Below are 13591 nucleotides of genomic sequence, written 5' to 3'. Positions count from 1 at the left end.
CACTTCAATAATCTTATCCGTATCGCTCTGGTATTCGTTGATGCCAAAACCATGGGCACTCCTAAAAGCTTGTTCCATCTTCTCAGTATGCTCGATACCGTTTGAATCGATAATAAATCATCCCTTTCAATTTTTCTTACATTTCCAATTATACCCCAACCCTGACCTTTGAAACTTCTTTTTTGGTAAATTGTCTGAAAATGGACCTATCGGCATAGTTATTGGAAAATATAAGAAAAAGCCCGACAATAACTTGTCGGGCTTCGGATTAAACGGTTTCAATATATTACCATAGCATTTGAAATTAAAATGACCTTAAACTTTTCGACCGTTTGTAAACCTGTCGACGATATTAGTCAAAGCACCGTCACCAGTAACGTTTGCAGCAGTTCCGAAACTGTCCTGTGCCATGTACAGCGCAATCATCAAGGCAACCATTGTTGCATCAAATCCAAGCATCGTCTGCAATAAGCCGATTGCCGCCATTACAGCGCCACCAGGAACTCCCGGCGCAGCAATCATTGTAACACCCAGCATCAGGATGAAAGGAAAGAAAGAACTGAATTCAGGTGTCTGCCCGGTAAGGAACAACACACCGATCGCACAAGACACCAACGTGATTGTGCTCCCTGACAGATGGATGGTCGCGAAAAGAGGGACTGAGAAATCCGCGATTCTTTCATCTGCTCCTGTTTTACGCGCCTGGCGCAAAGTTACAGGAATTGTCGCGGCGGACGATTGAGTACCAAGGGCTGTGAAATAAGCCGGCATCATCGTTTTCAGCATGCGAAGCGGATTCCGTTTGACGAGCACACCAGCAGAGCTGTATTGAAGCAGCAGCATCAGCGCGTGCAGAATGATGATCAGCACGAAGACGATTCCGAATAATGACAGTATCTCCATCACTGCGCCACCATACGCCATATTGGCGAATATGCCGAAAATATAAAAAGGCAATAACGGAATGATTACAATAGAGATTGTCTTCTCGATGATTACCTGAAACTCATCGAAAAAGGAAATCATTGTTTTGCTGCCTGTTGCGGCCATGCCGATTCCGAGCAAGAAGGCAAGGATCAAAGCAGCCATAACCCCAAACAGCGGCGTCATTTCAAGGGTGATAAAAGTTTTTGCCAATGCATTAGCCGGATCATCAAGACCTGAAATTTCTCGGCCTTCCATAAAGTTCGGCAACACGAGCATTGCGGCCAGAAATGCAAAGACTCCAGCAACCACTGTTGAACTGTAGGCAACAAGCGTGGAAATTCCGAGAAGTTTGCCTGAACCTTTACCAAGTTTCGCAATCCCCGGAGCAATAAATCCGAGAATGATCAATGGCACGACGAAGTTCAGGAAATTACCGAATATCGACGTGAAAGTAGCAAATACCCTAACCACATTTTCCGGTGCAAACGAACCGATGACAACCCCCAACACGATCGCCAGCACTATCCTTGGCAATAAACCGAACTTAAACTTCATTTCATGTCCCCCCTGTGTGTACATATGTTTTTCGTAATAGCTATTAAGCTACCATAGAAAAGAAAATAAGATAAGTAGTTCTCCAATACACGGAATATTCACTTTTGTTATTATTTCAAGATAATCTTTAATCTTGAAATAACTAGCAATTAGCAGGTCATTTTTATATAGGTGATCCAAAATAAAGACCAAAAAAAAAGCACCCCGGAGGATGCTGTTCTTATATTTAAATTTCGGTTACGGGCGCTGTCGCTTTTCTTTGTCCAGACTCCGGCGACCCAACTCCTCGGGTCATAAGCCAGCCCAGCTGCGCGGCCAAGGCCGCTTCGCTGGACCGTCTTAAGCCTTTCGGAGCTAACCGGGTGCCGTCGCTTTTCTTTATTATTCCACAGGTACGACTGAGCCGCCCCATTCTTCCAAGATGAAATCTTGAATCTCTTGTGATGTAAGAGCTTCTACCAATGCTTGGACTGCTTCGCTGTCTTCATCACCTGAACGAACAGCGATGATGTTTACATATGGTGAATCTGATTCTTCAAGAGCAATTGAATCTTCCTGCGGGCTGATGCCTGCATCGATTGCATAGTTGGAATTGATCAATACTGCATCGCCTTCACCCTGTTCATACATTTGCACCAATAATGCCGCTTCGTAATCTGTTTCGAATTGCAGGTCTTTCGGGTTTTCAGTAATGTCACTTACTTCCGCTTTTGTTTTATCGATATCTTCAGCTAAAGTGATCAATCCTTCTGCTTCCAACATGGACAAAATACGTCCGTGGTCAGCAACTGAACTGCTCACTAAAATAGTGGCACCTTCCGGAAGGGCCTCTAAAGAGTCGTATTCCTGGGAGTAAACACCGATTGGCTCAATGTGGATACCGCCGGCATTTGCAAAATCATAGCCATGCTCTTCCATTTGGCCTTCGAAATATGGGATATGCTGAAAGTAGTTGGCATCAATTTCACCCGATTCAAGATCCTGGTTGGGGAAAATATAGTCCTGGTAAGTTTCGATTTCCAATTCAATTCCCTGTTCTTCCAGAATCGGCTGAGCCTGTTCTAAAATCTCAGCGTGCGGGACGTTTGAGGCACCCACTTTTAAAGTAGTAGTTTCTCCTTCTCCAGATCCGCCGTTGCTGCTGTCAGTGCCGGTTTCTCCGTTGTCGGTGCCGCAGCCTGCCAAAGCTAATGTTGCCAATAAAGTTCCAGTTAAAAGTTTTTTCATGATTTGTACTCTCCCTTTTTCTATGCTTAGTTTTTTTATGTTAACGGAATTTCCGTCATCAACGTTTGTCAGCTCTTCTGGTCCATGCATCCCCGATAAATTGGATGATGAAGACAATGATTAAAATCAAAATGGTTGCCATTAATACAACATCCGGGCGGCTGCGCTGGAAACCATCCAGAAACGCCAGCGTTCCCAGTCCGCCTGCGCCGATGACACCGGCCATCGCAGTATAACCGACCAACGCAATGGAAGTTACCGTGATGCCTGAGATCAGTGCCGGCTTCGATTCCGGCAATAAAACCTTGCGAATAATGGTCCATGTAGTAGCACCCATCGACCGTGCTGCTTCAACGACGCCTTTATCAATTTCCTGGAAAGCGATCAATACCAATCGTGCATAAAACGGAGCCGCCCCGATAATCAGCGCCGGCAATGCCGCGTTCGGTCCCCGGATGGTTCCAATCAGAAAGCTTGTAAAAGGAATCAGCAAAATGATCAAAATGATAAAAGGAATGGAACGGAAAACATTGACGAAAACACCTGTCAGCCAATTGACGATTTTATTGGCCCATAATTGCTTAGGCGCTGTCAAAAATAGAATGATGCCGAGTATGAGGCCGATGACGAAAGTGAAGGCTGTCGACATGGCTGTCATATACAAGGTTTCTAATGTCGCTTCCCACATACTGTCCCAATCAACATTTGGAAATAATGACTCAATCATTTGCCATCACCTCCGTCTGCACTTTCTCTTGTTCAAGGAAAACAATCGCTTCGCCAATTTCCTGTTTCGAGCCTTTTAACTGCAGAATCAATGTGCCGTATGCGCCGCGTTGGGTGTGGGATATATCCCCCTGCACAATATTGACTTCCACCGGAAAATTGCGGATCAGCTTTGTTAAGATCGGCTGCTCAGTCTGTTCGCCAACGAAAATCAATTTTACCAGCTCACCGGTCGGATATAATTCGCGGAGGTGCTTGATTGTGGCAGTGGAATCTTCTGTTTCGGTCACCTGTGCCACGAAGCGTTTCGTGATATCTTTTTTGGGTGACCGGAAGATTTGCAGTACATCGCCCAGTTCAACAACCTTGCCGCCTTCCATGACCGCAACGCGGTGGCAGATTTTCCGGATAACATGCATTTCATGCGTTATCAGGACAATTGTCAAACCGAGACGCTTGTTGATATCGACCAGCAGATCCAGGATTGAATCTGTCGTTTCCGGATCGAGTGCCGAAGTTGCTTCATCGCAAAGCAGCACTTCCGGATCATTGGCGAGCGAACGGGCAATCCCGACACGCTGCTTTTGTCCACCGGAGAGTTGCGAAGGATATGCGTTCTCCCGTCCATCCAATCCTACCAATTCGACGAGTTCCTTGACTCTCGACTCTCTTTTCGCTTTTGGTACACCCGCAATTTCAAGCGGAAACTCGATGTTCTCCCGAACCGTCCGTGACCACAGAAGATTGAAATGCTGGAAAATCATACTCACTTTCTGCCGCGCTTTGCGTAAATCTGCCCCTTTGATGGCAGTAATTTTCTGGCCGTTGATATCAACTGTGCCGGAAGTCGGTTTTTCCAACCCATTCAATAAGCGGATCAATGTACTTTTTCCTGCCCCACTGTAACCGATGATTCCGAAAATTTCCCCGTCATCGATCGACAGGTTCACATCGTCCACGGCAGTGAGGGTGGTCTTGCCCGTATCAAATATCTTCGTCAATTCTTTTAACTGGATCATTGCTACACACTCCTACTTCAAAATAAAATGCCCTTCTGCTCGAAAACGAGCAGAAGGGCATGCGTAAAAAAATATACGTTAACCGTTCTCTCATCTTCCAAAGCTTTCGCTTTGTGTGACTTGGCACCATTTCATTTTCATGACGGTTGCCGGGCTTCACAGGGTACTTCCCTCCACCACTCTGTATAAGAGTTACGTTATTAAGTTTGCGATTCAGGTTCTTAATTTACCACGGCTTTATTTATCCGTCAACAATTTTTAATTTCTCATAAATATAAGGCACGGAATGAAAGGCATAAACCTTGTCTTTGAGCTTGCCGTTTTCGGTGATCAAGAGACACGGGACACTTTCCACTTCATATAAAGCGGCAATTTCCTGCACATAATTCAAATTCGCTTTGCCGATCGGCAGTTCCGGCATGGCCGCAGTGACAACTTCCAGCATTTTTGAAGCCAGCTGGCAGGTGCCGCACATCGGTGTGTATAGATAATAGGCCGAAATCTTATTGGTATTTTTGGCTTTGGTCCAGTCTTTATGGTTCCATTCTTCCATATTTCGTCATCCTTCTGTTAACAGGTTATTGACCCTTACGTTGGCTGCAATCAGAACATCCATCAGGATGCGCAATGGCGTCGTGGCCACTTCCTTATAATTCCGGTCAATGTAAAAATGTCTCGCTTCAGGAAACTCACGTTTCACCAGTTTTCTGAGCTTTTCACCGGATTTATCCGCATCCACCAAAATAATGATGTCCTGCCCTTCAAATGGCAGCAGCAATTCTTCGAGCCTCGTTGCACTTACTGTACCATTTGTGCAGAGAATCGTCACGGATTCTGCAATGAGCGGCGCTATCCTGTTTTTGTCTGAAATGCCTTCCACCACAATCACTTTCCCCATAACCAACACCCCGCTGATTCTAAAGAATTTATAAAAGTGCAAGCGTTTGGATAATGAAAAAAGCGCCAAGTTGCAGGCGCTTTCCGGGTCCTATTCGTTCGTCATTTCCTTGTACGCGTCAGCGTCCATCAATTCGTTCATTTCATCTTCAGACGGTGCTTCGATGACGACCATCCAAGCTTGCTCATACGGAGATTCGTTGACGAATTCCGGGCTGTCTTCGAGTTCAGAATTGACTTCAATCACTTTTCCGCTGACCGGTGCATAAAGTTCCGATACAGTTTTAACAGATTCAACACTGCCGAATGGTTCATTTTTCTTCAGCTCGTCACCGACCTGCGGCAATTCGACGAAAACGATGTCCCCTAGTTCAGCCTGCGCAAAATGTGTAATCCCGATAGTTGCTTTGCCGTCTTCAAGCTTAACCCATTCATGTTCTTTTGAATAACGAAGTTCTTGTGGTGTGTTCATCCAAACGCCTCCAAAATATGTAGTAGCTTCAATTTCAGTTTGACATATAAACCGCGCAATTACAAGATTTCACAATCTTTAAGACCAGCTATTTTCAAACACTTCTTCTTTGAATCCAAGTGTCACTTTTTTCCCGTCCCACGCAAGTGGCCGCTTGATCAGCATGCCGTTTGAAGACAGCAGCTCGAGTTTCTCATCTTCCGACATTTCCCCGAGCTTATCTTTCAATTGCAACTCACGGTATTGCTGGCCGCTCGTGTTGAAAAACTTCTTCATGTCGAGTCCGCTGGCGTCGACAATTCTTTTCAGTTCACCTTTCGACGGCGGGCTGTCGACGATGTGTATTTCCTTGAAGTCCACTTCATTTGCGGCGAGCCATTTCTTCGCCTTTTGGCAAGTGCTGCATTTCGGGTACCAATAAAAATCCAACATGTAAAAAACCTCCCTCTCGTAACCATTCTAACAAACCCCTGTGATGCGGGCGAAGCAAAAGCGCCACCAAATTTGGTGACGCTTTAGAGAATTGATTATACGATATATTTTTCTGCGTCGATCAACTTCACAGCCGCTTCGCGTTTTTTCGCGATGACGTTGTAAGGAGTTGAACGCGTTAATTTGCGCAATGCTGAAAGCATCATGCGCTGGTTGTCGCCTTCGATCGCAGCGATCAATGTTTCTTTTGCATCCTTTTCGATCTTGTCGAATGCTTCCTGGCAATAGATTTGTGTGTAAAGAAGTTTTTGCTTCGCTTTTTCTTCCCCTGAAGCGGCAATCGCTTTTTCAGTGCGGAGTACTGCAGATTCCATCGCGAAGACATTGCTGACGATATCCGCGATGTTCACAAGAACTTCCTGCTCATGCTCCAATTTCGTGCCGTAAGTTTGTGCCGCAAGGCCAGTTGCAAGAATTGCGATTTTCTTCGCGTTGTTCACCAGGTATTTTTCCTGAGCCAAAGCTTCCGTGCCCACTTCTTCCGGCATCATCATCAATAACTCTTCCTGAAGTTTCACAGCATGCTGCAACAATGGCAATTCGCCTTTCATTGCTTTACGCAATAGAGTGCCTGGAACCAGTAAACGGTTGATTTCGTTTGTTCCTTCGAAGATACGGTTGATGCGTGAGTCGCGGTAGATGCGCTCAATTTCGTATTCCTGCATGAAGCCGTAACCACCGTGCAATTGAACGCCTTCGTCAACGATATAGTCCAATGTTTCCGTTCCGAAGAATTTATTCATCGAGCACTCCACTGCGAATTCAGCGATTGAATCTGCAACAAGTTTGCCGTTGGCGTGTTCTTCGTCAGTAAATCCGCTCATGCGGTCTTCGAACAAACCAACTGTGCGGTAAACCGAGCTTTCAAGCGCATATAATTGCGAGCCCATTGTCGCAAGTTTCTCACGCGTCAGGTTGAATGAAGAGATCGGCGTTTTGAATTGCTGGCGCTGGTTCGTGTACGGAATCGTAATTTCCATTGCACGTTTAGAAGCTCCGATTGTGCCAACTCCCAATTTGTAGCGGCCGATGTTCAGGATGTTGAAGGCGATGATATGCCCGCGTCCTGCTTCACCCAACAGGTTTTCAACCGGCACTTCTGCATCTTCCAAGATCAACGTACGAGTCGATGAGGATTTAATCCCCATTTTCTTCTCTTCCGGTCCTACGGAAACGCCAGTAAATTCGCGCTCGACGATAAATGCAGAGAATTGCTCTCCGTCAATTTTCGCGTAAACAACGAAAACATCAGCAAATCCAGCGTTTGTGATCCATTGTTTTTCACCGTTCAGGACGTAATGCGTACCTGCAGCGTTCAACTTGGCAGTCGTTTTCGCACCCAGTGCATCTGAACCTGAACTTGGCTCAGTCAATGCGTATGCAGCGATCATTTCACCAGTTGCAAGGCGTGGCAGGTAACTTTGTTTCTGCTCTTCGTTACCGAAAAGTACGATCGGCAATGAGCCGATTCCAACGTGCGCTCCGTGAGTGATTGAGAAACCGCCCGCTTTGGACATTTTTTCAGCAATCAAAGCTGAAGCGATTTTATCAAGCCCCAAGCCGCCATATTGTTCTGGAACGTCAGCTCCAAGCAAACCTAATTCGCCTGCTTTTTTCAATAGGCGTACGGAATGTTCGAACTCGTGGTTTTCAAGGTTCTCAACCACAGGCATTACGTCTGTGTTTACGTAGTCCTCAGTTGATTTGGCGATCATTTTTTGTTCGTCCGTGAAATCCTCCGGTGTAAATACACGTGAAAGATCTGCGTCTTCAATCAGGAAGCTTCCGCCTTTGATTAACGTTTTTGATTCTGACATTTTATATTCCTCCTATTTTATAAAGCTTTTATGACTTTAAATAAAATTATTTTAGATAGCCGATATTCCGCAAAACAGCTTCGCTTGCCTGGGGGCTCGCGTTGAGCTAACTCGTGCTCGTTTCACTTCGCCCGAGTGGATCTCAACACTTCGCTTGGTCCCCATGGCGTCTTCGCTGTTTTGCTCCATATCTTATTTAGAACTTTAGATGAAATTGCGGAAGGCGGCGACTCCTGCGGGAATAGCATGAGACGAAGACCCCGCAGAAGCGAAGCGCCGAGGAGGCTGAGGCCATGCCCGCGGAAAGCGTCCGCCTGGAGCATTTTCATCGGACTCATTCATAGACTAACTATAAAAAACCTACAGCATTTCAAAGACGCCTGCTGCGCCCATTCCTCCGCCGATACACATGGTGACTACGCCGAATTGTTTGCCCTGGCGTTTCAGTTCACTCAGCATGCGGATTGTCAGAACTGAACCGGTTGCACCCAGTGGGTGGCCAAGCGCGATTGCTCCGCCGTTCAAGTTTACTTTATTGATATCGAGGTTCAGCTTTCTGATAACTGCAAGTGATTGGGAAGCGAATGCTTCGTTCAATTCCCACACATCGATATCATCGATTGTAAGGCCTGCAAGTTTCAACGCTTTTGGAATCGCTTCGATCGGGCCGATGCCCATTACTTCCGGCGGTACGCCGCCAGTTGCAAATGAACGGAATTTCGCGATCGGTGTAAGCCCGAGAGCTTCCGCTTTTTCACGGTCCATTACCAGCAATGCGCCTGCACCATCAGAAGTCTGGGAAGAGTTTCCGGCTGTTACAGAACCGCGTGCCGAGAAAGCAGCGCGCAATTTGTTCAAGGTCTGGATGGACGTGCCATGGCGGACGCCTTCATCCATTTCGAACATAAAGGATTTCTCCTGGTATTTATTGTTGTCATCCACATACCGTTTTGTTACTTCGACCGGTACGATTTCTTCGTCGAAATGGCCTTTTTCAATAGCTGCTGCCGCATTTTCATGAGAGCGTACAGAAAAAGCATCCTGGTCTTCACGGCTTACGCCGTATTGCGTAGCCACTTGCTCAGCTGTATGGCCCATACTCATATAATATTGTGGAGCTGTTTCCGCCAATTTCGCGTTCGGGCGAATAACATTGCCCATCATCGGCACCATACTCATCGACTCAACACCACCGGCGATGATTGCTTCCGCATGGCCAACCATGATGCGTTCTGCTGCATAGGCGATCGATTGAAGACCTGAAGAACAGAAACGGTTGACTGTAACTGCGGGTGTCGTATCGGGCAAGCCCGCCAATGCGCCGATGTTGCGGGCGATGTTCATACCTTGTTCGGCTTCCGGCATCGCACAGCCCATGATCAAATCATCGATTGGGCCGTCGTATCCGCCTGCCCGTTTTAATGTTTCCTTAACAACCAAAGCACCGAAATCATCCGGCCGCACTGATGCAAGAGAACCTTTTTTCGCTTTTCCGACCGGTGTTCTGGCACTGGCCACGATTACTGCTTCACGCATATTTTTTCCTCCTTTAATATCTTTCGATCAATTGCGTAACGGTTTCCCTTTGACAAGCATATGCTGCATGCGCTGCTGAGTTTTCGGCTGAGCCACCAAGCTAAGGAACGCCTGACGTTCAAGATCCAGCAAATATTGCTCATCCACTTTTGTGCCGTAAGGAACCTTGCCGCCTGCTAAAACAAACGCCAATTTTTGAGCAATCTTCAGATCGTACTCACTGATATAGCCGGAAAGGAACATGCCTTCAGCTCCAAGCAATAGAGTCGCATAACCCGGCTCGCCCGTCACAGGAACTTTTTCGCGTTTAGGCGCTTTATAACCGTTTTCATAAAGGGACAATGCCGCCTGCTTCGCATCGTAAATAAGATGGTCGCTGTTGACACTGATGCCGTCCACAAAGTTGAGGAAGTTATTGTCACGTGCTTCTTCAGCAGAAGTGGATACTTTTGCCATTGCAATCGATTCGAAAACTTTGCTCGTGACACTCTGCAGATCGAAATCGATGCCATTCGGCAAGCCTTTCAGGTGTTTCATATAAAGTTCTTTGTTTCCGCCGCCGCCTGGAATCAGCCCGACTCCCGCTTCGACAAGTCCCATATAAGTTTCCATTGACGCCTGGATATGTGCAGCAGGAAGAGCTACTTCAGCTCCGCCGCCAAGCGACATGCCGAATGGTGCAGCGACAACCGGTTTTGAACTGTATTTAATCCTCATCATCGCATTCTGGAAAGTTTTAATAGTGAAATCAAGTTCGAAAATATTATCATCCTGTGCTTCCATCAGGATCATGCCAAGATTCGCGCCTACGCAGAAGTTCTTGCCCTGGTTACCGATGACAAGCCCTTTGTAGTTTTTCTCAACTTCATCAACCGCGAAATTGATCATTTGCATGATATCAAGGCCGATTGCATTTGATTGTGAGTGGAACTCCAGCAACGCAATGCCATCACCCAGGTCGATCAGGCTTGCACCTGCGTTCGATTTGATGACGCCGTGTTTTTTCTTATAGCGTTTCAAGTCAATCACTTTTTCATTTAAAGGAACTGCTTGGTAGTCCGTTCCATTAAAGAAATAAAGGTCGCCTTCCACTTCTTTATAGAAAGTTTCATTGCCGCTGTCCACTAATTTTTGGGCGAAAGCAGGAATGTCATGGCCTTCTTCTTTCATTTTTGCAATTGATTTTTGGACACCGATTGCATCCCAGATTTCGAATGGCCCCTGGTTCCAGCCGAAGCCCCATTTCATGGCATTGTCAATTGACACGATGTCATCCGCGATTTCGCCGTTCAACTCGGCCGAGTAGCGAAGAACCGGTGCGAGAATGTTCCACAATAATTCGCCTGTGCGATCTTCTGCATAAACAAGTGTTTTCATCTTCGCAGCGAAACCTTTTTGTGCTTTCGCCATTTCTTGTGAAGGCGTTTTCAATTTGCCGGCAGGACGGTATTCCAATGTTTCCGGATCCAGTTCCAGAATTTCCTTATCCTTTTTCAGGAAGAAACCTTGTCCGGACTTTGCACCGAGCCATCCGTTTTCAACCATTTTCTTCATGAATGCAGGAGCTTCAAAAACTTGCTGCTCTTCTCCTTCAGTCTGGTCGTAGACGTTTTTCGCCACGTGCATGAATGTATCCAGTCCCACAACGTCAAGCGTACGGAAAGTTGCGGATTTCGGACGGCCGATTAATGGTCCGGTAACGGAATCGACTTCCCCGATTGAATAGCCGCGGTTCTGCATTTCACGCAATGTCACCAATAAGCCGTAAGTTCCGATCCGGTTTGCAATAAAGTTCGGCGTGTCTTTGGCAATAACGACTCCTTTGCCAAGCACGTCTTCCCCGAAAGCAGTCATGAATTCGATGACTTCCGGTGCTGTCGTCGCTGCTGGAATCACTTCCAAAAGCTTCAGATAGCGAGGCGGATTAAAGAAATGCGTCCCCAGGAAATGTTTGCTGAAATCTTCCGAACGCCCTTCAGCCATTGCATCAATTGAGATGCCTGAAGTATTTGAAGAAATGATTGTGCCAGGTTTTCTAACGGCATCAATTCTCTCATATAAGGATTTTTTTACATCAAGATTTTCTACGATGACTTCTACAATCCAGTCTACGTCTGCAAGTTTTTCCAAATCATCTTCAAGGTTCCCCGCTGTGATGAGATCTAAATTCTTTTTGGCTGTCAGAGGAGCCGGTTTCTGTTTCAATAATTTTTGGATGGAAGTTGTTGAAATCCGGTTGCGAACTGCGCGGTCTTCGAGCGTCAAGCCTTTCGCCTGTTCCGCTTCCGTCACTTCACGCGGAACGATATCCAGTAATAAGACTGGTATTCCTATGTTTGCAAGATGCGCTGCAATTCCTGAACCCATAACTCCAGATCCGATTACAGCTGCTTTTCTTATTTGGTATGCCACTAGCAAACCCTCCTCATATTTTTTGAATGAATCCTCATTCATTTTTGAGTTAAAAAAAATAGAACGTTCTCTATATCCCTAAGTGTAAGTTATTTTCCTTTTTTTCGCAATATTTAATTCTTATTTTTTCGGCTGCCAGTATTCTTTTCTTTTCGAATTAGCCGATGACAGGTACACTGTAAATGTTGGACAAAAATGAATATCCTTAAATCCATCAATCTATTTTTTTCTACTATATATGTTGAACAATTAATATTTCTCCACATCGGCGCTTTGGACAGTTCAAAGATTATGCTCCTGCGCACTGCTCGTCGCAAAGGCGCACCATCGCTCAGAGAACTCTCCAGAGATATGGAGCAAAACAGCGCAGACGCCATGGGGACCAAGCGAAGTGCTGAGATCCACTCGGGCGAAGTGAAACGAGCCCGAGTTAGCTCAGCGCAAGCCCCCAGGCAAGCGAAGCTGTTTTGCGGAATATCGACTACTATGGACTATTAATTCAACTTATATAAATAGAAACAACAGGGGGAAAAACTAATGCAACCGATTAAAACTAATGAAGAATTCCAAACAGCAATTACTGGCGACCAGCCGGTTATCGTCAAGTTCCAGGCCGGATGGTGTCCGGATTGCACACGCATGGATATGTTCATCGATCCGATCATTGCTGAATACGATAAATACCAATGGTTCGATTTGAACCGCGATGAACTGCCGGAAATCGCAGAGCAATATGAAGTGATGGGAATTCCCAGTCTGTTGATTTTCAAACAAGGTGAAAAAACGGCACATCTCCACAGCGCAAACGCGAAATCACCGGAAGATGTCACCGAATTTTTAGCAAAACAATCGGAATAGGCTGATGCCTATTCTTTTTTTATTGTCCAGACTCCTGCGGCAAAGGACGCCGCTCCGCTGATCCGCCAAAAACCTTATTGTTCCTGCATCGCTTCGCTAGCTCCATCTCTTCCCTGTCGAAGCTTAACGGGCGCTTTTGCTTTTCTTATTGTATAATTAAATTACAAAATTTAGTGAGGTGTTGTCATGGATCCCCAAAAAGAGATCAGTGAATTAAAAGATCTTGTAAAATATTATGAGATGGTCATCAAAAATATGTCTGCACCCATTATTCCCTCCATCGTACCCAAAACGATTCTAATGCCGATTGCCGGTATCATTTCAGCAGACCGCTTCGAATTGATCCGCGGCAAAGCGCTGGAACATGCAGGGGAGCATCGTGAAACTGAATGCGTCATTTTCGATTTTACAGGCGTCCAATCAGAAGATATTCAGACTTCTGACTATAACGAGCTGGCCCGTGAACTGACCGCTTTGAACAGTTCGTTGAAATTGATGGGGCTGCGCCCGATTTATGTCGGTTTCAATCCCCGATTTGTCAGAGAGATTGTCCAGGCCGGGATTCAGGTCGAACTTGAAGTCTATCATTCTTTCCGTGCAGCCTTAAAAGAATTATTGGATGAAAAAAATAAAAGCCGTTCTTCTAAATGATG

The 13591-nt window shown here is 45.9% G+C and carries 13 protein-coding genes and 1 riboswitch; of the genes, 2 read left to right on the top strand and 11 right to left on the bottom strand.

The genetic code is table 11. From position 1 onward, the window contains the following. Nucleotides 1–315 precede the first annotated feature (315 nt). The 11 genes from DHX103_RS13650 to DHX103_RS13600 form a co-directional block, all read right to left on the bottom strand. Complete coding sequence (locus DHX103_RS13650; RefSeq protein WP_422122797.1) at nt 316–1482, bottom strand: dicarboxylate/amino acid:cation symporter; 1167 nt, start codon at nt 1480–1482, stop codon at nt 316–318. A gap of 381 nt (nt 1483–1863) precedes the next feature. Next, a complete protein-coding gene (locus DHX103_RS13645; protein ID WP_422122796.1) occupies nt 1864–2709 on the bottom strand; it encodes a MetQ/NlpA family ABC transporter substrate-binding protein in 846 nt (281 codons plus the stop codon). A gap of 58 nt (nt 2710–2767) precedes the next feature. Then, nucleotides 2768–3436 carry a methionine ABC transporter permease gene (locus tag DHX103_RS13640; protein WP_422122795.1) on the bottom strand — a complete coding sequence of 223 codons (669 nt, stop codon included), beginning with the start codon at nt 3434–3436 and terminating at the stop codon, nt 2768–2770. Continuing rightward, nucleotides 3429–4454, bottom strand: coding sequence for a methionine ABC transporter ATP-binding protein (locus DHX103_RS13635; RefSeq protein WP_422122794.1), 1026 nt, complete (start codon nt 4452–4454; stop codon nt 3429–3431). The genes DHX103_RS13640 and DHX103_RS13635 overlap by 8 nt, the downstream gene beginning before the upstream one ends. 87 nt (nt 4455–4541) lie before the next feature. Continuing rightward, a riboswitch (SAM riboswitch) is annotated at nt 4542–4646 on the bottom strand. A 49-nt stretch (nt 4647–4695) separates the two neighbouring features. Further along, nucleotides 4696–5007 (bottom strand): thioredoxin family protein, encoded by a 312-nt coding sequence (locus DHX103_RS13630; RefSeq protein WP_422122793.1) that lies wholly within the window; start codon nt 5005–5007, stop codon nt 4696–4698. Between the two features lie 6 nt (nt 5008–5013). Further along, nucleotides 5014–5352: a toprim domain-containing protein gene (locus tag DHX103_RS13625; protein WP_422122792.1), complete on the bottom strand. Its 339-nt coding sequence runs from the start codon at nt 5350–5352 to the stop codon at nt 5014–5016. 90 nt (nt 5353–5442) lie between these two features. Beyond that, the gene (gene gcvH, locus DHX103_RS13620) at nt 5443–5823 is read right to left on the bottom strand and encodes a glycine cleavage system protein GcvH (RefSeq protein WP_422122791.1); all 381 of its coding nucleotides are present in this window, start codon (nt 5821–5823) and stop codon (nt 5443–5445) included. Between the two features lie 78 nt (nt 5824–5901). Next, complete coding sequence (locus tag DHX103_RS13615; RefSeq protein WP_422122790.1) at nt 5902–6255, bottom strand: arsenate reductase family protein; 354 nt, start codon at nt 6253–6255, stop codon at nt 5902–5904. A 95-nt stretch (nt 6256–6350) separates the two neighbouring features. Continuing rightward, a complete protein-coding gene (locus DHX103_RS13610; RefSeq protein ID WP_422122789.1) occupies nt 6351–8132 on the bottom strand; it encodes an acyl-CoA dehydrogenase family protein in 1782 nt (593 codons plus the stop codon). A 360-nt stretch (nt 8133–8492) separates the two neighbouring features. After that, on the bottom strand, nt 8493–9668 hold the full coding sequence (locus DHX103_RS13605; RefSeq protein WP_422122788.1) for an acetyl-CoA C-acetyltransferase: 1176 nt from the start codon (nt 9666–9668) through the stop codon (nt 8493–8495). A 27-nt stretch (nt 9669–9695) separates the two neighbouring features. After that, nucleotides 9696–12080: a 3-hydroxyacyl-CoA dehydrogenase NAD-binding domain-containing protein gene (locus DHX103_RS13600; RefSeq protein WP_422122787.1), complete on the bottom strand. Its 2385-nt coding sequence runs from the start codon at nt 12078–12080 to the stop codon at nt 9696–9698. A 537-nt stretch (nt 12081–12617) separates the two neighbouring features. Between DHX103_RS13600 and DHX103_RS13595 the strand changes: the two genes are divergently transcribed. Both DHX103_RS13595 and DHX103_RS13590 read left to right on the top strand, forming a co-directional pair. Beyond that, nucleotides 12618–12938, top strand: a complete 321-nt coding sequence (locus tag DHX103_RS13595; protein WP_422122786.1) for a thioredoxin family protein — start codon at nt 12618–12620, stop codon at nt 12936–12938. 186 nt (nt 12939–13124) lie between these two features. Further along, on the top strand, nt 13125–13589 hold the full coding sequence (locus DHX103_RS13590; RefSeq protein WP_422122785.1) for an STAS domain-containing protein: 465 nt from the start codon (nt 13125–13127) through the stop codon (nt 13587–13589). The last annotated feature ends 2 nt before the right edge of the window (nt 13590–13591 follow it).

This window comes from Planococcus daihaiensis, from assembly GCF_049262615.1.
Classification (GTDB): Bacteria; Bacillota; Bacilli; order Bacillales_A; family Planococcaceae; genus Planococcus.
This window is presented reverse-complemented; position numbering and strand designations above follow the sequence as displayed.

Bases quoted from the DNA above. Each gene is read 5' to 3' on its own strand.
- DHX103_RS13590 (WP_422122785.1), top strand. From the start codon at position 13,125: ATGGATCCCCAAAAAGAGATCAGTGAATTAAAAGATCTTGTAAAATAT.
- DHX103_RS13615 (WP_422122790.1), bottom strand. From the start codon at position 6,255: ATGTTGGATTTTTATTGGTACCCGAAATGCAGCACTTGCCAAAAGGCG.
- gcvH (WP_422122791.1), bottom strand. From the start codon at position 5,823: ATGAACACACCACAAGAACTTCGTTATTCAAAAGAACATGAATGGGTT.
- DHX103_RS13595 (WP_422122786.1), top strand. From the start codon at position 12,618: ATGCAACCGATTAAAACTAATGAAGAATTCCAAACAGCAATTACTGGC.
- DHX103_RS13605 (WP_422122788.1), bottom strand. From the start codon at position 9,668: ATGCGTGAAGCAGTAATCGTGGCCAGTGCCAGAACACCGGTCGGAAAA.
- DHX103_RS13645 (WP_422122796.1), bottom strand. From the start codon at position 2,709: ATGAAAAAACTTTTAACTGGAACTTTATTGGCAACATTAGCTTTGGCA.
- DHX103_RS13610 (WP_422122789.1), bottom strand. From the start codon at position 8,132: ATGTCAGAATCAAAAACGTTAATCAAAGGCGGAAGCTTCCTGATTGAA.
- DHX103_RS13650 (WP_422122797.1), bottom strand. From the start codon at position 1,482: ATGAAGTTTAAGTTCGGTTTATTGCCAAGGATAGTGCTGGCGATCGTG.
- DHX103_RS13640 (WP_422122795.1), bottom strand. From the start codon at position 3,436: ATGATTGAGTCATTATTTCCAAATGTTGATTGGGACAGTATGTGGGAA.
- DHX103_RS13630 (WP_422122793.1), bottom strand. From the start codon at position 5,007: ATGGAAGAATGGAACCATAAAGACTGGACCAAAGCCAAAAATACCAAT.
- DHX103_RS13625 (WP_422122792.1), bottom strand. From the start codon at position 5,352: ATGGGGAAAGTGATTGTGGTGGAAGGCATTTCAGACAAAAACAGGATA.
- DHX103_RS13635 (WP_422122794.1), bottom strand. From the start codon at position 4,454: ATGATCCAGTTAAAAGAATTGACGAAGATATTTGATACGGGCAAGACC.